The sequence below is a fragment of the Neobacillus sp. SuZ13 genome (genome assembly GCF_030123365.1).
Classification (GTDB): domain Bacteria; phylum Bacillota; class Bacilli; order Bacillales; family Cytobacillaceae; genus Neobacillus.
Genome location: NZ_CP126107.1, coordinates 774,450 through 794,954, shown reverse-complemented (window position 1 = coordinate 794,954; position 20,505 = coordinate 774,450). Strand labels below are relative to the sequence as shown.

General features: G+C 36.3%; 20 protein-coding genes and 1 pseudogene. 6 read left to right on the top strand and 15 right to left on the bottom strand.

The features are described 5' to 3' along the window. Positions 1 to 79 precede the first annotated feature (79 nt). From QNH17_RS03750 to QNH17_RS03720, 7 genes are all read right to left on the bottom strand, one after another. The gene (locus QNH17_RS03750) at positions 80 to 733 is read right to left on the bottom strand and encodes a TerC family protein (protein WP_283879426.1); all 654 of its coding nucleotides are present in this window, start codon (positions 731 to 733) and stop codon (positions 80 to 82) included. Between the two features lie 231 nt (positions 734 to 964). Continuing rightward, on the bottom strand, positions 965 to 1,528 hold the full coding sequence (locus QNH17_RS03745; protein WP_283877462.1) for a CBO0543 family protein: 564 nt from the start codon (positions 1,526 to 1,528) through the stop codon (positions 965 to 967). 66 nt (positions 1,529 to 1,594) lie between these two features. Beyond that, entirely contained in the window at positions 1,595 to 2,599 is a 1,005-nt protein-coding gene (locus tag QNH17_RS03740) for a DUF3231 family protein (RefSeq protein ID WP_283877461.1), read from the bottom strand. Continuing rightward, positions 2,589 to 3,794: a DUF4179 domain-containing protein gene (locus QNH17_RS03735; protein ID WP_283877460.1), complete on the bottom strand. Its 1,206-nt coding sequence runs from the start codon at positions 3,792 to 3,794 to the stop codon at positions 2,589 to 2,591. Before QNH17_RS03735 ends, QNH17_RS03740 begins: the two co-directional genes overlap by 11 nt. A 182-nt stretch (positions 3,795 to 3,976) precedes the next feature. Beyond that, the gene (locus QNH17_RS03730; RefSeq protein WP_283877459.1) at positions 3,977 to 5,473 is read right to left on the bottom strand and encodes an RNA-guided endonuclease InsQ/TnpB family protein; all 1,497 of its coding nucleotides are present in this window, start codon (positions 5,471 to 5,473) and stop codon (positions 3,977 to 3,979) included. Positions 5,474 to 5,497: 24 nt separating this feature from the next. Beyond that, on the bottom strand, positions 5,498 to 5,704 hold the full coding sequence (locus QNH17_RS03725) for a hypothetical protein (RefSeq protein ID WP_283877457.1): 207 nt from the start codon (positions 5,702 to 5,704) through the stop codon (positions 5,498 to 5,500). Positions 5,705 to 5,857: 153 nt separating this feature from the next. Further along, the gene (locus QNH17_RS03720) at positions 5,858 to 7,090 is read right to left on the bottom strand and encodes an aminopeptidase (RefSeq protein ID WP_283877456.1); all 1,233 of its coding nucleotides are present in this window, start codon (positions 7,088 to 7,090) and stop codon (positions 5,858 to 5,860) included. Positions 7,091 to 7,353: 263 nt separating this feature from the next. On the opposite strand from QNH17_RS03720, the gene QNH17_RS03715 reads away from it, so the two are divergent. Continuing rightward, positions 7,354 to 7,857, top strand: a complete 504-nt coding sequence (locus QNH17_RS03715) for an RrF2 family transcriptional regulator (protein WP_283877455.1) — start codon at positions 7,354 to 7,356, stop codon at positions 7,855 to 7,857. Positions 7,858 to 8,069: 212 nt separating this feature from the next. Here the strand turns inward: QNH17_RS03715 and QNH17_RS03710 are convergent, their stop codons facing one another. From QNH17_RS03710 to QNH17_RS03700, 3 genes are all read right to left on the bottom strand, one after another. Beyond that, positions 8,070 to 8,516: a carboxymuconolactone decarboxylase family protein gene (locus tag QNH17_RS03710; RefSeq protein WP_283877454.1), complete on the bottom strand. Its 447-nt coding sequence runs from the start codon at positions 8,514 to 8,516 to the stop codon at positions 8,070 to 8,072. A 313-nt stretch (positions 8,517 to 8,829) separates the two neighbouring features. After that, positions 8,830 to 9,615, bottom strand: coding sequence for an SDR family oxidoreductase (locus QNH17_RS03705; protein WP_283877453.1), 786 nt, complete (start codon positions 9,613 to 9,615; stop codon positions 8,830 to 8,832). A 131-nt stretch (positions 9,616 to 9,746) separates the two neighbouring features. Then, positions 9,747 to 10,484, bottom strand: a complete 738-nt coding sequence (locus tag QNH17_RS03700) for an SDR family NAD(P)-dependent oxidoreductase (protein WP_283877452.1) — start codon at positions 10,482 to 10,484, stop codon at positions 9,747 to 9,749. Positions 10,485 to 10,681: 197 nt separating this feature from the next. On the opposite strand from QNH17_RS03700, the gene QNH17_RS03695 reads away from it, so the two are divergent. The 5 genes from QNH17_RS03695 to QNH17_RS03680 all read left to right on the top strand — a co-directional run bounded on the left by QNH17_RS03695 (position 10,682) and on the right by QNH17_RS03680 (position 13,267). After that, a complete protein-coding gene (locus QNH17_RS03695) occupies positions 10,682 to 11,290 on the top strand; it encodes a TetR/AcrR family transcriptional regulator (RefSeq protein ID WP_283877451.1) in 609 nt (202 codons plus the stop codon). 198 nt (positions 11,291 to 11,488) lie between these two features. After that, positions 11,489 to 11,947: a 2-thiouracil desulfurase family protein gene (locus QNH17_RS03690; RefSeq protein ID WP_283877450.1), complete on the top strand. Its 459-nt coding sequence runs from the start codon at positions 11,489 to 11,491 to the stop codon at positions 11,945 to 11,947. Positions 11,948 to 11,979: 32 nt separating this feature from the next. Beyond that, a complete protein-coding gene (locus QNH17_RS29855) occupies positions 11,980 to 12,267 on the top strand; it encodes a dienelactone hydrolase family protein (protein ID WP_349632564.1) in 288 nt (95 codons plus the stop codon). After that, positions 12,233 to 12,577: a dienelactone hydrolase family protein gene (locus QNH17_RS29850; protein WP_349632563.1), complete on the top strand. Its 345-nt coding sequence runs from the start codon at positions 12,233 to 12,235 to the stop codon at positions 12,575 to 12,577. The genes QNH17_RS29855 and QNH17_RS29850 overlap by 35 nt, the downstream gene beginning before the upstream one ends. A 291-nt stretch (positions 12,578 to 12,868) precedes the next feature. Further along, positions 12,869 to 13,267: a (deoxy)nucleoside triphosphate pyrophosphohydrolase gene (locus QNH17_RS03680; RefSeq protein WP_283877449.1), complete on the top strand. Its 399-nt coding sequence runs from the start codon at positions 12,869 to 12,871 to the stop codon at positions 13,265 to 13,267. 19 nt (positions 13,268 to 13,286) lie between these two features. Here the strand turns inward: QNH17_RS03680 and QNH17_RS03675 are convergent, their stop codons facing one another. The 5 genes and pseudogenes from QNH17_RS03675 to QNH17_RS03655 all read right to left on the bottom strand — a co-directional run. Beyond that, positions 13,287 to 16,109: a DEAD/DEAH box helicase gene (locus tag QNH17_RS03675; protein WP_283877448.1), complete on the bottom strand. Its 2,823-nt coding sequence runs from the start codon at positions 16,107 to 16,109 to the stop codon at positions 13,287 to 13,289. Positions 16,110 to 16,494: 385 nt separating this feature from the next. Further along, positions 16,495 to 17,442, bottom strand: coding sequence for an L-lactate dehydrogenase (locus QNH17_RS03670; RefSeq protein WP_283877447.1), 948 nt, complete (start codon positions 17,440 to 17,442; stop codon positions 16,495 to 16,497). A gap of 30 nt (positions 17,443 to 17,472) precedes the next feature. Next, positions 17,473 to 19,089 carry a lactate permease LctP family transporter gene (locus tag QNH17_RS03665; protein ID WP_283877446.1) on the bottom strand — a complete coding sequence of 539 codons (1,617 nt, stop codon included), beginning with the start codon at positions 19,087 to 19,089 and terminating at the stop codon, positions 17,473 to 17,475. A 606-nt stretch (positions 19,090 to 19,695) separates the two neighbouring features. Further along, a complete protein-coding gene (locus QNH17_RS03660; protein WP_283879425.1) occupies positions 19,696 to 20,172 on the bottom strand; it encodes a VanZ family protein in 477 nt (158 codons plus the stop codon). 197 nt (positions 20,173 to 20,369) lie between these two features. Then, positions 20,370 to 20,501 (bottom strand): annotated as a pseudogene (locus QNH17_RS03655) (arsenate reductase); the annotation flags it as partial. Positions 20,502 to 20,505 lie beyond the last annotated feature (4 nt).

Sequence of the window (20,505 nt, the reverse complement as noted above, 5' to 3'; positions counted from 1 at the left end):
AAAATTTTTTCACAATAGTGGTGTAATTATGTTTATTCAAGGAAAGGGCGATGCAAATTCAAGCATCGCCCTTACTCTTCTATATTACTTTTTTCCTTGAAATTAAAAATCCAAATCCTATAACAAAAATAGTAATTGCCGTAGGAATTAATAAATGTAAATCACGAGTGAGAAAAGGTTCAAATTTTGGTTCCCCGAGGATCATCTCACCTGCTGTCCAAGATAAGATTCCTGCCCCAGCATAAGAGATAATCGGGTACTTATCCATTGCTTTTAGTATTAACTGGCTTCCAAAAACAACGATCGGAATACTAACAATCACACCGATCACAATACCGGCCAAATTTCCTTCCACTGCCCCCGCAATAGCTAGTACATTATCAAGAGACATGACTGCATCTGCAATGATGATGGTTTTGACAGCGGAAAATAAACTTGAACCTCCCTCTTTCAGATGTTCCTCCTCCTCACCAATTAATAGTTTAATGGCAATGTACACTAGCAGAAGGCCTCCAATAAAGGTTACGAAAGGTACATTAAGCAGGTAAACAATGGCTACCGCAAAAAATAAACGTAAAATAATCGCTCCAAAGGTTCCCCAAAAGATTGCTTTCTTTTGCTGCTTCTTGGGAACATTTCGTGACGCCATTGCAATCACAACTGCGTTATCCCCGCTTAATACAATATTGATTAATATAACTTTCAAGAGTACCGCAAATGACAATCCAAACATCTCCAAATCATTCACCTCTGGACAAGTTTAACTTTGTCATTATATTAATTTGCAATAAAAAATAGAACTTCACAAAGTATAAATGGGGAAAATTTAAAAAGAAAGAAAAAAGAAGCAAAATATTTACTTCCAACAATGGAGTATTTAGATATAAGGCAGAAAAGCTAATCATGCTTTTTAAACTTAAGACTCCTTAATTCATTAACGCCTTTATGTCGTTACAAGTATAGTTTATCCCTTATCTAATTTAGTATAGCTCTCAATTCTTGTAACCGCATAAGCGACAAAATAAAGAGTTAAGAAAATAATAAAATCATATAAAGTGGACCAATTTTTATCGTTATAAAAGTCGATTGCATTAAAGAAATTCATTCCTCCAAAGGCAGCAATTGCAGCGAACATAATTCCTTTTAAGAAGCTATTCATTTTTGGCTTTATTTGGAGAGCGAGCATGACTCCAACTGGTGCTAAAGAAAAGTGATAAGGTAAAAATAGAAAGGGGGCTAGAGGAATGATCACCATTGGGTATGACCACAACCCTAGAGATAAGGCAGAAAGATCTATTGTAAGTGACAATATAATGGTCATTAAGCCTGCTAAAAGAAGGCGTCCTGTACTATCTTTTTTCCTAAATATAATCCAAACAATCCATGGAACAATAAATAGGGCCAGTCCAAACCACCATTGCCATGTTGAAAGAAAATCTTCTTTCACTATTTTAGCAAATAAAGAACTTACCTCAGTGAACTGGTTATAAGCTTTTTCTGATCGGGCGAGTCCTTCCTCAAATGCCATTTTTATTACATCTCCTTAATACATAGTTGTTAAAAATATCCCCCTCTCAAAAGAGGGGAGGATATCTTATTTATCTTGTGCAAGTTCTTTCCTATTGGGAGCAAGTGGCGGCTGTTCTAACCACTTGTTTTTCACCATAATATTGAACCATTTTTTTGTCATTGCTAATGTTTTTAGAATTGTTTTTTCATAAACGACAGCTAAGTCTGTTCGCATGGCTCCTGCTAGACCTGTCCCATAATATACTTGTGCAGTTTGAGCCAAGAAACCCATATGATACAACATTAATCTATCTGAAAAAGGAGAGTCTTTTGAGGTTGTAACCTCTGATTCCCACGACATCGGAACTGGCAAATTATCCTTGTGCAGAATTTTTGAAAGGGCTTGTATGTTTTCATCCGCCTTTGTTTCTAATTCCTCAAAAAACTTTCTTATTTCTTCCGATTCAGTGACTTGACTGAATCCAATTGAAAGAGTTTTTGCCATAATGCTCTTTTTAATGTTAAGAGAAATACTGATTATTTCTGTAGCAGATAAAAGTCTCCCTTTTCCGAAGAATCCGTCAGTAAAATCATTGGTAGAAATAAATTCAGGGCTCTCGGCAGGATAGAAATAGGGATCTCTTTGGAATTTTCCTTTTTTAAGCAATAGCTCAATCGTTAAATCGTACATCCTTTTTGCATCATTATCACATGAATTGTAAAATTCCCGTATGTCTTTTCTGACAGAAACAGATAAAGCAGTTGTATGACCCAACAAACCGTGTATAGTCATAATATGTAAATAGTTTAAGCAGAATGTGTCAGAAAACAATCTCTCTGCACTTTTATTAAGGTCGGACTCAGTAAATCCAATGGGAACTGAAAAGCCATCTTTCTCAATGAAGGAAACAAGCTGCTTCTTTTGCTTTTCCCATATCTCAATGGCAATTTCAAAAACCTTTTTTATTGATTCGTCTTCCAAAATAGAAATCATATACTTATTTACTATCTCTGCCATAGTTCCGTTTACATACTCCCCCCATAGTGTTCCTATTTCGGAAGATGTAAGTTTTAAATTATCAATTTCCATTTGTTCTCACCTCTTCCGTATTTTTTACTGACATAGAAATAGATATGCATTGGGGTAAAGTTTTAAAAAAGCTGTCCCCAAAAACTTTGAGACAGCTTCCCATTTTTCTTAAGTTAATTTTTAAATCGCCCACTTGAAGGACGCAGTTTTGGCGGTCTTTGACTGGAGCGAAGTAAAGGACGTATTGATCACGCGGTCCGTCTGCTTCCGCCTTGCTGAAGATTGGGTCGGCCATTTTACCGGCCGAACTCAAGAATACACCTGACTTGTTGTAATCGACAGTATACCCTTTTTCTTTATCAATTTTTCTGGCATTTAAGAGTTGCAGTTGAAGTTTGCTGAATACATCGTAGGCGACACCGTTTTCGAAATGTGGTTTAATGTCCGTGCCAGTGACGACCACCCTTGTTTCAAGTGGCGAAAATTCCACACGCTTTACTTGATAGGTTTCATTTTCAAATGTAAATTCTTTACTCACATCAAAAGTTTCGCCACCACCAACAGCTTCTTTCGAGAGCTTGAAATCAAGTGGCCAAACGGTCTCTACACGGCTTGCTCCATTTTTCCCATGAATGGTCAAGTCTTTCAATTTTAAATGGACTTCATCCCCTTGGAACGTGCTGATGGATTCGAACGAGAGCGCTTCTGCCACTTTGTTCGCCTTCTTATCGTAATAACGGCTGCCCCAGCCGATATTTTTCAATTTCTTTACTTCTTTGCCTACCACTAAGTTCATGGAAGTAAAGCCTTCAAACATATCAAGGTAATAGTTTTTCAAATTAGTTTTCTTGCTTTCGTAGGTAACCAAAAGCTTGGCTTCCTTGTCATCCATCAAGATACTATTAAAATGAACAGTAATATCGTGATCTTTATCATAATAGGTCTTGTTGATTTCTTGGCCCATTCCATTTGTAAGGGCGGATTTTAATCCACTATCATCGATATGCTCGCTAGAGAAAATTTTATCGTAAACGTTTTGGATCGCCGCTCTTACTGGTGAAAAAGTTAGGGAAGATGCCGCAATCAAACAGGCTGCAGCTGTAAGTAATATCCTTCTTGAAAAAGATTTTTTCTCTCTTATGGTCATAGGATTGTCTCCTAACTGGTCGATTTTTTTATTCAACTCTTCCCATCCATCCGGGACCTGCTTTTCCAAAGCATTGTTTAAATGCTTCATAATTTTTTTATTTTCCATCCAAAAAACCCCTCCTTACTCCAGACCTTTTTTTAGTTTTTTCAAGGCCATTCGGTATTTCCAGAGAACAGTTCCTAAAGGCATCTCCATGAGTATCCACATAGCTAAAGCTAGGGGTTTCGAAAGAATAAGCTTTTAAGCCCATTGTCTTTACGAGGGCTACCACAAGTCCCGCTACCACATCAGGCCGAGGCCTTCAGCTTTGCCTTTCTTTTCTTCATGATGATTATTTTTCGTGGGGATTGGAGGAATTGTCTTCTCTCCATCCCTTCGAAAGCATCCTTGGTGTGTTTACGGACAATATTCAAAGCTCCATTCACATCCGCATGGATCAAAGTCTTAGAGCCTTTGATTTTGTAAAAAGCTCGACTGCTTCTATACCCGCTAAAATAAGTTTGGTTCTCTTCCCCGTAAGTCGGAATTGGGTCATGATTCAAGAAACTTGACTTGGAGGTATAGCTTTCTTCCCGAACAATGACTTGAATTCCATGGCGTTCTGCTTTGTATCGAATCATCCCTATGAAAGTGGTATATGGGATTTGTATGAAGGTTTGTTTACTAGTCTTTTGCATATCAACCTCCATCTTCCAACCCTCATTTTTTCCAATGATGATTGTATCTATGGTTCTTTCTTTCGCGATCTCAACTACTTTTGCACTGGCCTTATGTAAAAAATCCATGACTCGATTGTTCCTTTTTCGGTCTAATGAAATTAATCTCGTTGTGTTAAACTTCCCTTCCTTTGGTCCTTTTCCATTTCGAAGAATACTCATGTATTTGGCTCTTAATTTGTTATAGTATTGATTTATCGATTTTAACCATTTGCCCTTGATAAGCAGAGGCTTTAGCCCCGTGTTATCAATAATAGTTGCCAGGTTATCAACTCCCAAATCAATCCCCATTACTCGTATCGGCTCAAATACCCACTCATTTAATTGTTTTTCTGATCGTTTGATCTCCTTTTCATGTTCACTTTTAAAAATAACTTCAATGACATACCGACCATAGGACGGGACAATCCGCACTTGTTGTAGTTTCCCATCAATATGTGCTATTTTTCCCAGTTTCAATGTAAGAGGAGTTCCTGGTAGTGAAAGCACCTTTCCATTTTTAATTTTAGTAATTTGATTAGTTAAATAACAGGTCGTTCGTCCATTCTTTGGTTTATACTTAGGAATCTTTGGTTTTCCTGAAAAACTAGTAGGCTTGGTTTTATATCTCTTTGAGGCTTCGAAGAAACTTTTCCAATCATCATATACTTTTTTCATTGTTTGTTGATTGGACTGCGAGGGCATAGAAATGTAATCAGTTTGCTTCATCACTCTAAATAGTGCTTCTACAAAGTTATAGGGAAGGAAGGCTTTCTCTCGGTGGGGAATTTCAAATAACTTTAGTTTTGGCTCCAAAACAAAACCATTATTATCGACTTTTTTAGGCATAGATCGGGCTTTCTCAAAACTATTTAGACGAATTTGATTCATTTGAGGTAAATAGTATTGAATATCTGTTAAAACTTGAAGTTGATTTTCATTTCTTATTTCTTTTTTTATAGCGGTATAAACCTGTCTAATATAGTAGTTTGTGATATTGTACAAGTTTTTCGCTTTAAAACAGAGTGAGTCACAGTAGTTAAACAATTCATGTTCCGGCTGAATTTGTATTTTATAGGATCTATACATTTTATTCACCCCCCAAAAACAGAACTAGTGTTCTGTTTTTATTTCTATCATACCAGAGAATTTCATAGAATGTATAGTAAAAATACTTATATTATTTAAAATTATGATTAAAAATACAACTAATATCCCCATAGCTAAAGCTAGGGGTTTTCCGCTGCCTTTTGATGGTTGTTTAAATTCATCCCGGGGATCCACCGAGGTCTTTAATTGATGCAAACTAGTTTGAGTCATCTTTGGCCTCCTTTCATATAGTAGACGACCGACTTTTGTTTTTTATTGGTAAAAAATTTATTTTTTTCTCTATTATGGCAAAAAAAGTGGTGCCTGACCCTCAGCGTGTTAAAGCTTTAACGCATCAGGAGTCAGGCACCTATTTCGATGTAATTAAAATGCCCAGTTCCCATTTCGGAAAATGGGTTCGATCCTTCCGTCTGGAAGCATACCGTCAATATCCATATCACTAGAGCCAATCATAAAATCTACGTGTGTCATACTTTCATTCAAACCGATTTTCTCAAGTTCATCTTTAGACATCGTTTTTCCTTCCTCTAAACAAAACGGAAATCCTTCGCCAATTGCTAAGTGATTTGACGCATTTTCGTCGAAAAGCGTGTTATAAAAAATGGTGTTAGATTCTGAAATAGGCGACTGATGCGGAACCAGAGCGATTTCCCCAAGATACCTGCTGCCATCATCTGTTTCAATCAATTGTTTAAGTGTGTCATACCCGTTTTCACAGGTGAAATCTACGATTCTACCTTCTTTAAATGTTAAGGTAAAGTTTTCTATAAGGTTTCCTGAGTAACTTAACGGTTTTGTACTGGTAACGATGCCGTTTACCCCGTATTTATTAGGAGAAGTGAACACTTCTTCTGTAGGCATATTCGCTATGAAAAGTGTCCCTTTTTCATTATGATTTCCTGCACTCATCCATTTATGTTTTTCTGGCAGTTCCACGGTTAAATCAGTGCCTGGGGAACGGTAATGTAGTGATTTGTATTTTCGTCCATTTAAATAATTAGCTTTACTATCTAGAGCTGCTATATGTTCTTTCCATTCACCAATTGTATCCTCATGGTCGATTCTCGTTGAAGAAAAAATAGCATCCCAAAGCGCATTGATTCGTTCCGTTTTATCAATATTCGGGAACACTTTATCGGCCCATGCCTGATTAGGATAGGCAACAATCGTCCATGCAATTTTATCACTCAACATATAGGTTCGAAACTTAGTAAGGGCTTTACCGGATGCTTTATTAAAATTCGCGATTCGCTCTGGGTCAATTCCATTTAATAAATCGGGGTTTCTTGAATCGATCAAGATAAAGGCACCATTCTTTTCAGCTAGCTCTTCACGCTGCATGACACGGTAGGGCGGGAACTCGGTAAAAACTTCATCGGATGCCGATTCATATTTCATTCGGGTTAAAGCGTCATCATTCCATTCATAAATGACTTCGCTTGCACCAATTTCATAGGCTCTTTTTGTTAGTAATTTTACAAGCTCATAACTTTCAATAGAAGCTGAAATAAATAAAATTTGCCCCTTTTGAACATTTGCTCCGATTTCAACTGCCAGAGCAGCGTATTTCTCTAATTTTTCTTGAAAAGTTCTCATATCATTTCCCCTTTGTATTAAATTTCTTGCAAATACAAATAATAAAGTTCTTTTAAAATGTATAAATACCTTCAATTCTTAGACGGAATAATACGGATTTGGTTTCTTCTTTAATCAAAAAAGTTAACTCATCTTTTATTCAAGGTGTCTATTGAAAATAGCCCCTCTTGTTTATTGAAGACAAATTAGCAAGTTTGACAAAAAAATTAAATATACCTAATATTAATATTAATTTCTTTATTCAATAGGAAGCAGGTGTTTTCATGCAGTATAGTATTGGAGTAGAATATGGCCTGCATTGCCTTGTTTATTTAATTGATATTCCTCCAGATTCAAGCATAGGAATCAAGGACCTATCTGCCTTTCAAGGCATTTCAGAGACATATCTCTCAAAAATTTTTGCCAAATTAGCCAAGGCAGGTATCGTAAATTCAGTACCAGGCGTTAAAGGCGGCTATAGATTATCAAGGTCCCCAGAAGAAATTTCTTTTTGGGATGTAATTGAAGCAATTGAAGGGAAAAAACCCATTTTTCAATGCAAAAACATAAAAGATAATGGCCTTCTAGTTCGAGATAACCAAAACTCCACCTGCTGCTCCGAAACTTCCGCTTGCACCATTAATCTAGTCATGCTTGAGGCAGAAGAAAATATGCGCAATTTTTTACGTAAAAAGACCCTTTCATGGCTGAATGAAGAGCTTGATCATGTTTTATCGAAACAAATACGTCAAGATACACGTGCATATTTTGAGAAGAGCAACAGTTAATCAAGACACCCCTTACCCCTCTATCCTGCAAGGGGGTCTTTGCCCAATTACCGATAAATTTCAAAAAAAATGCTCCGAAAACAAACATCCTATCCCGATTCATTTCCCCTCTTAAAACCTATTTCTCTTATCTTTTGATAATCCTATATTACAAATCAAGCGCTAATCCTTTTTCAAGGTTAGCGCTCGATTAATGTATAGACATAAAAATTCTATTTTGCCGCAGTTGCGAAATTTCCCATTGAAATCGAGAGTCGATTCCAACTATTAATTTGATTGATCAAAATAATAAGATCTACATAGTCCTTTTCACTAAAATGAACACGTACTCGATTATAAAGCTCATCAGGTACTCGCTTCGTTGGTACTAACGTCACGTGTTCAGTTAATTCTAATGCTGCTTTTTCAGCATCCGTGTAGAAGTCACAATCTTCCCATGCGCCAACGCAGTACAAACGCTGTTCCGTTTCACCCATTTTTCGAGCATCAGCAGTATGCATATTAATACAAAAAGCACAGCCATTAATTTGAGAAGCACGAATTTTAATTAGTTCACGGAGTTTACGGTCTATTCCAGTAGTTTTAGTGTACTTCTCCATCTCCATCATTATATTAAGTGCTTCAGGTGCTATATCATAATAATTAATACGTAGTTCCATTTCCATTCCCCCACAATTATAGATATAGTTAATCGGCGATTAACTGTATCTATAATCTACACCTCTAATTAGCTTTTGTCAAACCAGGATTATGGTTGTTCTTTGAATAGAACTTTAAAAACTAAGCCTAGATATGTATTACTGCTAATCTATTATTAACAGTTTCCGCCAGGTAAAAAAGAACCTTGCTTTATTCAACAAGGTTCTTCGAGGTATAAAATGAGCACGGGACGGTATCCGTGCTCATTTGTTTTATATGGAATAGGAGTTGACGGTTAGATTAATTGAAACAGAAGAACTTTTTCCATACATCTTAATATTTATAAGATTGTCCACCATCAATTGGAATAACAGCTGCGTTGATGAAGTTGGCTTGATCAGATAGGAGGAATGCTACCAAATAGCCCACTTCTTCTGGTTTACCAAAACGTTTCATTGGGTTTGGCTGAACAAATTGTTTTCCTACCTCTTCCCAGTTATCTGGATCCATTTGTTTTAATGAACCTTCGACCATTGGTGTCATGATTGCGCCTGGTGCAATGGCTTTGATACTGATTCCGTATTGACCATATTCAATTCCAGAGTTTCTAGTTAAACCTACCACACCGTGCTTACTAGCTGCATAACCTGATTGGTTTCCTACTCCGCGAATACCTCCAACGGAAGCAGTATTAACAATAGAGCCAAAACCTTGTTCTCTCATGACTTTCAAAACGTGTTTCATTCCATAAAACACACCATTTAAATTGACACTAACAACTTTTTGAAATTCATCAATGCCAAAATCTTCTGTTAGGTTTTGTTTTCCTTCGATCCCTGCGTTGTTGAAGAAACTATCGATTTTTCCAAATTTCTCAACCGTTTCATTTACATAGTGTTCAACTGCTTGTTCATCTGCCACATTCGCAGTGATTAGCAGCATTTCTGCTTTTGGTGCCACTTCTAAAACTTTGCTTTTTGTTTCTTCTAATGAAGCAGCGTTTAAATCAACAAGTGAAAGTTTCGCTCCTTCTTTTACTACTTGTAAGGCTGAGGCTTGTCCTAAACCAGAACCTGCACCTGTAATTAATACAACTTTTCCATCAAAACGATTACTCATTGGAAATTTCCTCCCTTAGTTTTTGTTTCAAGGTCTAAAGCGTATTTTTTAATTGTTTTTAATTAAAATATCTCATATTAAAGATATATACCGATGGAATGTCATCTTTCCTACTTAGTTCCCACGATTTATTATTGCGCTGTATACCCGCCATCCACAATCAAACTATTACCAGTCATGAATGAAGAATCATCAGATGCCATGAATAATACTGCTTTTGCCATTTCTTCCGCTTTACCAAGACGTTTCATCGGTGTGACTGCAGCTAAAGCTTGCTTGCTTTCTTCCGGAATAATTGGTGTGTCAATAAAACCAGGGCATAATGAGTTAATACGAATATTTTGTTCTGCATATTCAAGTGCAAGGGAACGAGTTAAGTTAATCACGCCGCCTTTTGCCGCGTTATAGGCTGCTGAACCTGGTGATCCAACCCAACCGTACATAGATGCCGTATTAACAATCGTACCGCCGCCTGTTTTTAACATTTCTCGGATGGATTCACGTGCTACTAAGAAAACGCCATCTAAGTCAACATTTACAGTGTTGCGCCATTCTGAATACTCTAATTCATGTGAAGGATGAACACGGCCAATACCCGCATTATTGAAGACTACATCCACCTTGCCGAACGTTTCAACGGTTTGTTTAAAGATATTTGCAACTTCTTCTTCACTCGTAATATTTGCTTTTATAAAAAGAGCTTCGGCATTAAGCGCCTTCAGTTCTGCCTCAAATGCTTTTCCTTTTTCCTCATTTAAATCAACAAGAACCACTTTGGCTCCCTCTGAAACAAATAAACGTGCTGTTGCTGCCCCAATACCAGATGCTCCACCGGTTATCACAGCTACTTTGTCTTGTAATTTTCCCATCCTAAATCCTCCTCGTAGTATCAAGAATTCTTTAGCACATTCTAGAGAAAAATAATACATATATCTATTATCTGTGCTTTATTGTTCACAATTAAATTGTACTATTTTGTTCACAATTAACAAGCATTAAGATATCATTAAGTGTCTACTGACTAGACACTTATGCTAAATCTGTCTATATTGAGGAAGGTTTTTTCATGAATAATGAACAAAATACGACGTCTCAACGACAAAATCGGACAAAAGCGCATTTAAAACAAGCATTGATTGAACTCATAAAAGAGAATGGGTACCATTCCGTTACTGTAAAAGACCTTGTCGATTACGCCGCTTATAATCGTAGTACCTTTTATATCCATTACACAGATAAAATTGAATTAGCTGAGGATTTACTTGTTTCCATGCTTCAAGGGTTAGAGGCTTCAGTTGGCAAAGCCTATGTACCTGGTCAAAAGGTTAATACAGCTAAGCTAAATGCGCCATCTTTTAATATCGTTTCTTACATCTATAAAAACCAAAGTTTTTTTACATTAATAAACTACGATGACACGCTACCAGGATTGCATACACGGTTCCCTCAAACAATCTTAAAAATCTATAAAGAACAATTTATTTTCGAAACCATCAACAATATCCCAGTTAATATGGATTATTTTAAACGTTATACAGCCTATGGCTTTTATGGTCTCCTTCATACTTGGATCCAAAATGGCTTCAAAGAAACGCCAGCAGATTTTATCCAAGAAGTCATTGATCTTACGAAAACTCATATTCACTCATTTCAATATATTGGACATAACAAATAACTATCTGCACCAGGGCGAAGAAAATCCAGCAAGGAGGTTTACATTGAAAAAACTCTAAGTCGTTGCCGCTATTATTGAAAACGAACGGCAAGAAATTTTATACGCGTTAAACAACATAGGAGAAGCCGCCGCCACTCCGTCTTTAGCATCGATACACCGTTAAATGCAATCCTTTACAATTTTGAAGGAGGTTAGTAAATGATATTGGTGAGTTCGTGTTTAGCAGGTTTGGAAGTGCGATATAACGGAACACATAGTTTAAATAATAAAATTAGGAAACTAGTAGAAAAAAATAAAGCTATTACAATTTGTCCAGAATTACTTGGCGGCTTTTCAACGCCACGAGAGCCTGCTGAAATCATTGGTGGCAACGGAGAAGATGTACTGGATGGAAAGGCTAAAGTAATGGATCAAACAGGAAAAGATGTTACGCAGCTTTACCTAAACGGACCCTATGCTGCTCTAGAAAAAGCGAAAGAAATAAATGCGACTATTGTGGTTCTTAAGGAAAACAGCCCGTCCTGCGGCAGTTCAATGATTTATAACGGCAAATTTATTAGTAAAAAGATAGAGGGAATGGGAGTTACTTCTGCATTACTAAAAAGAAATGAATTTAAAGTGATTTCTGAGGAACAATTTGCGGAAACCTTTCTTTAAACTTGGAGGCTTCTGATTTCAAGGGGGATGTGATGCTGCAAATACTGAAGAATTCAAGTCATCTGATTATTGTCATACACGAAATCTACGGCATTAATCAACATATGGAGAACTTTTGTAATTTATTATCAAAACAGGATTTTGATGTGATTTGCCCGAACCTATTAGAGGGAGAACAACCTTTTAATTACTCTGAAGAGGAAATTGCCTACCTACATTTCATGAAAAATGTAGGTTTCTCTGAAGCTGTACGCAAAATAAAGAATCTATTGTTAGACGTTAAAAATGAGTACGAAAAAAATATATTTGATTGGATTTAGCGTTGGAGCAACTGTTTCTTGGTTGTGCAGTGAGGAAGACTGTCTGGATGGGGTCGTGGCGTATTATGGTTCTAGAATTAGAAATTACCAACAGATAGTGCCGCAATGCCCTACGGTTTTATTCTTTCCGGAGGAGGAACCATCCTTTCATGTGAATCAATTAATTTCAAATCTTGCTCAAAAAAATATCGAGATCCATAAATTTAAGGGACAACACGGATTTAGTGACCCATACTCTTCTAAATTTAATAATGAATCCTCCCAAAATGCCTTCAAAGAAATGTTAAGCTTTTTAAAGAAACATCATTGATTAACTTGAGTAGTTCTAAACTAACTTGCCTTACGTTTTTTTATAATCCGGCCAAGAATACTTCAGTAACAAATATACGTAATAATCTACTGTTGCTTCAGGTCCAATACCGCCAACAATTCCAACCTTTTTTATCCTATCAGTCCCCTATAATGTATTAACTTTATGTTAATGAGAATTTTGTTTAGAGTCAATTTTGGAAAAGAATAGTTATAAAAAAATCAACCAATGCAGCATCTAACCACCAAAAGTGGTATTATATTGGCTAGTGAAATGTATAGGAGGGTTATCTTGAAAAAGCTTGTAAAAGTTGTTGCTGCCATTATCGAAAACGAACAGCAAGAAATTCTGTGCGCTCTAAGATCTCCAGAAATGTCGATTCCAAATATGTGGGAGTTTCCTGGAGGTAAAGTGGAGGCAAATGAAGACATTTTCTCAGCGCTTGAAAGAGAAATTGATGAAGAGCTAGACTGTAAGGTTGAAACATTCAAAGAGGTCTTTAATGACAACACCCACGAATACGATACATTTATTATTAATTTGATCTCAATTAAATGTAGAGTAGTTGAGGGAACACCGACGTCAAGTGAGCATTCAAAGTTAATCTGGTTAAAACGGGAAAACTTAAATTCGCTAAAGTGGGCACCGGCGGATGTTCCAGCAGTTGAGCAATTAATCCAAGAAAAATAGTCTTCTCGATATGAGAAGACTATACTTTTTTTGTAAACTCAGTATATAAAGGTGCAGGAACTTCATTCTCTAATTCCATGATGACAGTAATTGGCTTATCTCCTTCGAAGGAAATAGAATTCCCTTTCCCAATATAAATATACGGTTCGGTTTTTCCATCGATCTCTCTATATTTTCGAATAAATAAGTGGAGATTTACTCCGCGCCGCTTATTAAAGATAATATTCTTACCTCGTTCGGACTGCTGGGTAGTACTATTCACCGACTGCCATTGGAACTCATAGGGGCTAATAAATTTATCCTTGTAGTTTATACTTTCCTTTACATCCTCTTCTTTATGTAAGTCAATGAAAAGGAAATACTCGTTCCCATTTGCCAGTAAACCGGAGCCCCTGAAAGAACTATGGATTTTCCGATAATTCGATAGTAAAGCCGCGTCTACCATTTGATATTGTTCATAAAGTTTAAAGTGAGGAACTCCGTAATATTCACCTTTGAATTCCTTTTCGTAGCGAAAAATTCCATAGGTGATGATATCCTCAATATACTTCCGATAATCTTCATTTTCTAGTACTTCTTTAAAAAGAGGTGTCTTAACTAGTTTACCATTGCTATAGTGCATTAACTTAGGCTTATTTTTAATCTGAACACTATCATAGTAATTTTGATTCAAGCACTCAAAAGCATGCAAAATACTATCGTCATCCACATCATTGATCATCTTTAGAATTTGATACTTAGCTTTTTCTAGGTCAATTTCCTCGTGCTCTACCAAGTACCGAACGATTGCAAACTCATATATCCTCTTTAGCGGAAGCTTACTTGATAATTCCTTCAGGACCCCCTCAAAAGACTCATCCAGTAACAGACTTTTTAAATGTTCATCCTTCTCTACTTTAGCTACAAATTGTAAATAAATATATATATTATTTTTTCCCGTTATAAATCTAAGAGGGTCGGGTGCTCCATCGTATTTCAGATAATCCAACAGTAAATAAGGAATTCGCCCCTGATTAAGCTTCTTAAATTCGAAATACTCTTCCTTCAAATACTTCATTGAATTGAAGTTTTCTTTATCAATCTGAGCCAAAATCCTTTCCTCTGAGATCTTGTCCATTTGGATATGAGTACACCCTGGAATATTGGCAAATCCAGTTGCAACTGCTACTTTTAAACTTTCTTTATCATAGTAACGACTCCCATTCAAGGCCAATGCAATCAGAAATGTTTTATTATGGTTTCCGATAAAATCAAGGACTGTTAGGAATTCCTTATTACCATGCTTTCGTAATCCCCGACCAAGCTGTTGAATAAAGACAACGGGAGAGTTTGTCGGTCTTAACATTAGGACAGTATTAACAGAAGGAATATCCACACCCTCATTAAAGATATCCACTGTAAAAATAAATTCTAACTCATCATTGTCATTCTCTAATCGATTAATATATCGTTCACGGGTTTCAGGTGAATCCGCACCATACAGACACACACTTTTATAGCCCCTCTTATTAAATTCACTAGCCATATACTGTGCATGTTCAATACTGACACAAAAGCCTAGGCCTTTTCTTTTGTCACCATCATGTCCATAGAAATCCATTTTCTCAATGATAAAATCAACACGTTCATTGACCTTCAACCTCTTGGTAATTTCGGTGATATCATCAATATCCACATCACTTAAATCGATGCCTTCAATATCGGTGATGCCAAAATAGTGAAACGGAATGACCAACTCATCCTCTAGTGCTTCGTGCAATCGTACCTCTAAAGCCACATTATTATCAAAAAGATCAAAAACATTATAACCATCACTGCGTTCAGGAGTTGCTGTCATCCCTAAAGTAAACTTTGGCTCAAAATAGTTTAAGACAGATTGATAAGTTGGACTAGTGGCATGATGGGCCTCATCAATGATTAAATAATCGAATTCATCTTTTTCAAATTCCTCATAGCATTTTGAGATTGTTTGGATCGTTGCAAACATATAATCTACATATTTCTGTTTGTGATTACCTGTAAGTAATCCAAAGGTGATGCCATCATTAGGAAGAAGCATTTCAAAAGTATCTTTTGCTTTTTTCAAGATCTCTTCTCTATGTACGATGAACAGGAGTTTTCTAGGTTTAAAACTCTTTACATCAAATGCCGACATATAGGTTTTACCTGTTCCGGTTGCGGCAATGACAAGGGCCTTTTTCTCGCCAAAGCTTCTAAGTCTCTCTAAATTCTCTGTTGCGCGCTTTTGCATTCTATTGGGAACAATATATTGTTTGTTTTCATAAATCATTTGGTGGGTTCTTTGAGTTTGCTTAAAGCTCGCCAAAAATTCTTCATATCGATTAATAAAGTCCTGATCAGCATCCTCACTCATATTCCAGAGATAATCGTATTCCTTCAAGACATCTTGAATAAATCGACCATTTTCTTTCGTAATGATCTCAACATTCCATTCAATATTACTTTTTAGAGCACTTTGTGTAATATTAGATGAGCCGATAATGACCTTATAGCTATCACGGTATTCAAATATGTATGCCTTAGTATGGAAACCAATCTCTTTATCAGTAACAAACACTTTCAGCTCAACGTTATTAAACTCTCTGATTTTCTCTAAAGCCTTAGCATCAGTGAAGTTTAGATAGGTAGATGTGATAATCTTACCTTTAATTCCCTTTTTCTCTGCTTCCTTTAACGGATCCAGCAGCAGCTGCAGCCCACTAAAATTAATGAACGCAACACTAAAATAAAACCGCTCACACTCGTTCATCGCCTTCACTAATTCTCTTAACAAATTGCCTTTATCTGAATTAACGATAAGTTTCTTTTCAGTTGCTTCCATTTAAACTTCCCCTGCTTATTTCTTATATGTTATTTATTGGATATACCAAAATTGTACAATATAATTGGGAAAATAAAAAGATCCTCTATTTTTCTTAAAAATAGAGGATCTTTTTATAAATTGTTTTTATAATGATAATGGTTATTTTCTGTAACCCGCAAATTTTTATTAATATTTGTTTACGCACTCCACATGGCTTGGGTGATGATGGCAGATAGAACGGTGTAGTGGTGTTTACCTAAATATTAATTATTTTATTATCTAACTCATGGTACGGTTCACCGTAACATAGATAAATGAGGTTATTTCTAAAATAAATTTCCCCTTTAGTAATACTGTGATCGTATTTCTTTAACTTAATAAAAAGTGGCTGTACTTCAATTCATTAAATTACAGGCTTCATCGTTTCTTTTAGCACTGAAACGGAATGGTTAAATTGTTCTTTTTCCTTTTCATTTAACTCAATTTCGATTACTTCTCGGATGCCGCCACGGTTAATTACAGCTGGTACTCCAATATACACATCGTTTTGTCCATATTCTCCATTTATATAGGCAGATACTGTAAGGATGCTGTTTTCATTATTAAAGATTGCTTTTGTAATCCTAACAAGCGACATTCCTATTCCATAGTACGTTGCTCCTTTTCGCTCAATGATCTGATAGGCTGCATCACGGACGCTTACGAACATTTCTTCTAAACATTCTTTTTTTAAATCTCCCTTGCGTTCCAAAACAGTATCGAGATTCTCAATCCCAATCATTGCATGGCTCCAGACAGGGAGTTCTGTATCTCCATGTTCACCAATGATGGCTGCATGTACATTTCTTGTATCTACGTTAAAATACTTCCCTAGTGCAAACCTTAGACGTGCAGAGTCTAATACCGTTCCAGAACCGATTACACGCTCTTTTGGTAGTCCTGATTCTTTCCAAGTTACATAGGTTAGGATGTCCACTGGATTTGTTGCCACTAAGAATATTCCATTAAATCCACTTTCCATAATGTTTTTAACAATTTGTTTAAATATTTTCGTATTTTTTTCAACTAATTCCAATCGGGTTTCACCTGGCTTTTGTGCCAACCCCGCAGTGATGACAACTAAGTCCGCACTTTCACAATCTTGATAAGAACCGCTCCATACGTTTATTGGTGAAGGTGCAAACGGCATTCCGTGGTTAAGATCCATCGCTTCTCCTTCAGCTTTTGCTTCATTTACATCAATCAGGACTAATTCCTCAGCAACTCCCTGGTTAATCAATGAATACGCATAACTGCAACCTACTGCACCTGTTCCAACTAGTACAATGCGATTTACTTTTTCCTTATTCATGATAATAAATCTCCCTTCGAATGAAAAAATTTAAAATATTAACCAGCTAATTATTCCAATTACACCAAGTAAACCTAAGCTATATTTAATTGTCACTTTAAATAATTCACTTTCTTTTCCTGCTATTCCAACTGCTGCGGCTGCAACAGCGATAGATTGTGGTGAAATCATTTTGGCCATTGTCCCACCCATAACATTGACAGCAACCATTGTTTCAGGTGCTATGCCAATTTGTGAAGCGGTGACAGATTGAAGTGGCGCAAATAAGGATCCACTGTTTACAACACTGCCTGTTAAAAATACTCCTAACCACCCTAGCACTGGGGAGAATAATGGAAATACTTCACCTGTTGAAGCAAATGCTAAACCGAGTGTTGATGACATACCAGAGTAAGTACAAATGTAAGCAAATGCAAGTACACTACAAATCGTTAGCACTGGTGACAATAACTCTTTTGCTGTTTCTTTTGCAGTATCTCTCAGCAGTTTGCTGCTGCAGCGAAAAAGAATGCTTGCAACAATGATCGTTATGACAATAGCTGTTGTAGTAGATGAAAATAAATCTAATTTAAATACTGCAGCATATGGTGTATCTTGCGGAACGATTGGTGCATGCTTGATGACTGTGTTGTTTAATCCTGGAATGGGCAGCAATAAGACTAACTTTTCTAAAGGGCCGCCAGGTATAAATAAATTTTTGAAAAATGATAAATTAAACAAAGTAACACATAGGGTTAAAAATACAAATGGCATCCAAGCATAAGCAATCATTCCAAAAGAGTACTTAACCTGCCTATCTACCGTCTTCTCTTTATTTACACGGAAAATCTCTTTCGGTTTCCACACTTGTAAAAATAGGGCTAGTGCTACTAAGCTCACAATTGCAGCAAAGATGTCTGCAAGTTCAGCACCTAAGAAAGTTAGAACTATTGCCTGTGTAAGTCCAAATGAAACACCACTTACTAATATTGCCGGGAATGTTTGTCTAATCCCCTTCAACCCATCAATGATAAATATTAGTAAGAATGCAACTACAATACTTAATACGGGAATGACCAATGCCGTATATCTTCCAACAACAAGACCATCTAAACCTGTAAGGAGTGAGGGAACAGTTACTGGAATACCCATTGCTCCATATGCACCACCAGCAATGTTTGCAATCAAACAAAGACTTGCTGCATATATAGGACTAAATCCAAGTCCTACTAAAATGGCTGCTGTTATCGCAACAGGTGCTCCAAATCCTGCAGCTCCCTCCAAAAATGCTCCGAATGAAAAGGCTACTATAAGAACTTGCAATCTTTGGTCGGCTGTAATAAAAGATATACTATTTTCTATTATTGAGAATTTACCTGTTTTTACGGTTATTTTATAAAGGAAAATAGCAGCAAACACAATCGATGCTACCGGCCATATACCGGCTAAAGCTCCATATGCAGCAGACAACAAAACTAATATAATAGGCATTTTATAAATGAAGACTGCAACAATTCCTGCTACAATGATGCTGTAGAGTCCTGCAATATAGCCTTTTAATTTAAAAACTGTCAGCATTACAATAAAAAAAACTATAGGAATGGCAGCTATAATAGCTGACAACCAAATGTTACTCAATGGATTATATAATTGCTCCCAAACATTCATGCTGTTCAACTCCCAGTTAATAATAAATCCTTTTTATTCTTACCAATTTTAAAAAAAAAATGATTCGTTATGTGAATTGTTTCACAATTAAACCGAAAAAAGTTTTTCTTTTTTCTATTAAAATTGGTTTTTTCTATTGTTACGGTAACAACGTTAGTATAACATCATATTTGTGAAGTATTTCACATAATTTATGAATAAACTATGAACTTTAAATTATTAGAAGATGTTATCTTCTTCACCTTAAGTGAATTTTAGGAAGAGGAAGTTATTTAATTCATTTATTGATACGATATAGCCAAAACTTTCAAGCCTTCTTAAGGAATGACATATAATAGATTGCTGTCTTTGTTTGTCGAAGTGGTCCTCGCTTAATCTACATACATTTCCTTACGGATATAATATTCATTGTTCAAAGCATATACCGAAGCTGCAACAATCGGATAAAGAAATACTTTGGGGAACAGATGACGAAAAACAAAAAAATGTAGACTTTTAAAAAAAAATGTAAATAGCTTTAGCTTAATAAGATACAAAAATAAACCAAGGGAATCCCTTGGTTTTTCTATTAAATTCTCAGTTTGATTGGCAGCCACAAACACAGAACTATGAATTCCGATTCAAAATATTATTAACTACCATAAAAATCGCGATTCCCAAAAGAGCCCCCGAGCTATCGATGAATACATCCTTAACCTGCGGTCCCCTGCCCGGAACAAATAGTTGATGAATTTCATCCGATGCAGCATACAGGACGCAAATTCCAAAAGCTAGTATCGATTTCCTCCAACCTAACTTTTCACCTCTCCGCAGTGCGTTAAGCGTTAGTACAGCAAGTAGCAAGTAGGCAAAGAAATGAGCATTTTTTCTTACGATGTGATTGACTGTCTCAATGTTCAAATCCGCCCCTGGCTTGAATTTGTTCACTGTTTCGATCACTTTCTCAGTAACTCCCAAACTAAGAGAGTTAGACTTGGTAGCTGGTTGAGAAGACATGTTAAATATGAGAAACATCCAGAGGATTACCAACACCCAAGGCAAGAGGGTTTTAATCCTCTGATTAACCGATACCGTCTTTTCCATTCTAATTTGCACGTTGATGATTGCTCCTAAATGATTAATATAAAACCTATTCTACCATTTTTTAAAGTTATGTCCTATTAATACAGCAGAATTCCCAGTCAATCCCACTCCATAAAAAAGGAAATATAAGTAATTACTTATATAGATTTCAAAATTTAAACCAAGAGTATTTTTACTCTTGGCTATTACATTCTTTCTTACTCACCCGTTACAGCAAAACGCTTGATGCGATCTCCGATTTCATCACTGACACGTTGGAAAAATGCCCATCTCTCTTCTTCTGTGCCTTCTGCTTTGGCAGGATCATCAAATCCCCAGTGAACTCGTTTATTA

What these genes read in the sequence shown, in the direction of transcription:
- QNH17_RS03705 (WP_283877453.1), bottom strand. Translation starts at nt 9,615, where the DNA reads ATGAGTAATCGTTTTGATGGAAAAGTTGTATTAATTACAGGTGCAGGT.
- QNH17_RS03660 (WP_283879425.1), bottom strand. Translation starts at nt 20,172, where the DNA reads ATGGAAAAGACGGTATCGGTTAATCAGAGGATTAAAACCCTCTTGCCT.
- QNH17_RS29850 (WP_349632563.1), top strand. Translation starts at nt 12,233, where the DNA reads ATGAGTACGAAAAAAATATATTTGATTGGATTTAGCGTTGGAGCAACT.
- QNH17_RS03700 (WP_283877452.1), bottom strand. Translation starts at nt 10,484, where the DNA reads ATGGGAAAATTACAAGACAAAGTAGCTGTGATAACCGGTGGAGCATCT.
- QNH17_RS03710 (WP_283877454.1), bottom strand. Translation starts at nt 8,516, where the DNA reads ATGGAACTACGTATTAATTATTATGATATAGCACCTGAAGCACTTAAT.
- QNH17_RS03750 (WP_283879426.1), bottom strand. Translation starts at nt 733, where the DNA reads ATGTTTGGATTGTCATTTGCGGTACTCTTGAAAGTTATATTAATCAAT.
- QNH17_RS03690 (WP_283877450.1), top strand. Translation starts at nt 11,489, where the DNA reads ATGATATTGGTGAGTTCGTGTTTAGCAGGTTTGGAAGTGCGATATAAC.
- QNH17_RS03730 (WP_283877459.1), bottom strand. Translation starts at nt 5,473, where the DNA reads ATGTATAGATCCTATAAAATACAAATTCAGCCGGAACATGAATTGTTT.
- QNH17_RS03740 (WP_283877461.1), bottom strand. Translation starts at nt 2,599, where the DNA reads ATGGAAATTGATAATTTAAAACTTACATCTTCCGAAATAGGAACACTA.
- QNH17_RS03735 (WP_283877460.1), bottom strand. Translation starts at nt 3,794, where the DNA reads ATGGAAAATAAAAAAATTATGAAGCATTTAAACAATGCTTTGGAAAAG.
- QNH17_RS03715 (WP_283877455.1), top strand. Translation starts at nt 7,354, where the DNA reads ATGCAGTATAGTATTGGAGTAGAATATGGCCTGCATTGCCTTGTTTAT.
- QNH17_RS29855 (WP_349632564.1), top strand. Translation starts at nt 11,980, where the DNA reads ATGCTGCAAATACTGAAGAATTCAAGTCATCTGATTATTGTCATACAC.
- QNH17_RS03670 (WP_283877447.1), bottom strand. Translation starts at nt 17,442, where the DNA reads ATGAATAAGGAAAAAGTAAATCGCATTGTACTAGTTGGAACAGGTGCA.
- QNH17_RS03720 (WP_283877456.1), bottom strand. Translation starts at nt 7,090, where the DNA reads ATGAGAACTTTTCAAGAAAAATTAGAGAAATACGCTGCTCTGGCAGTT.
- QNH17_RS03695 (WP_283877451.1), top strand. Translation starts at nt 10,682, where the DNA reads ATGAATAATGAACAAAATACGACGTCTCAACGACAAAATCGGACAAAA.
- QNH17_RS03725 (WP_283877457.1), bottom strand. Translation starts at nt 5,704, where the DNA reads ATGACTCAAACTAGTTTGCATCAATTAAAGACCTCGGTGGATCCCCGG.
- QNH17_RS03675 (WP_283877448.1), bottom strand. Translation starts at nt 16,109, where the DNA reads ATGGAAGCAACTGAAAAGAAACTTATCGTTAATTCAGATAAAGGCAAT.
- QNH17_RS03745 (WP_283877462.1), bottom strand. Translation starts at nt 1,528, where the DNA reads ATGGCATTTGAGGAAGGACTCGCCCGATCAGAAAAAGCTTATAACCAG.
- QNH17_RS03665 (WP_283877446.1), bottom strand. Translation starts at nt 19,089, where the DNA reads ATGAATGTTTGGGAGCAATTATATAATCCATTGAGTAACATTTGGTTG.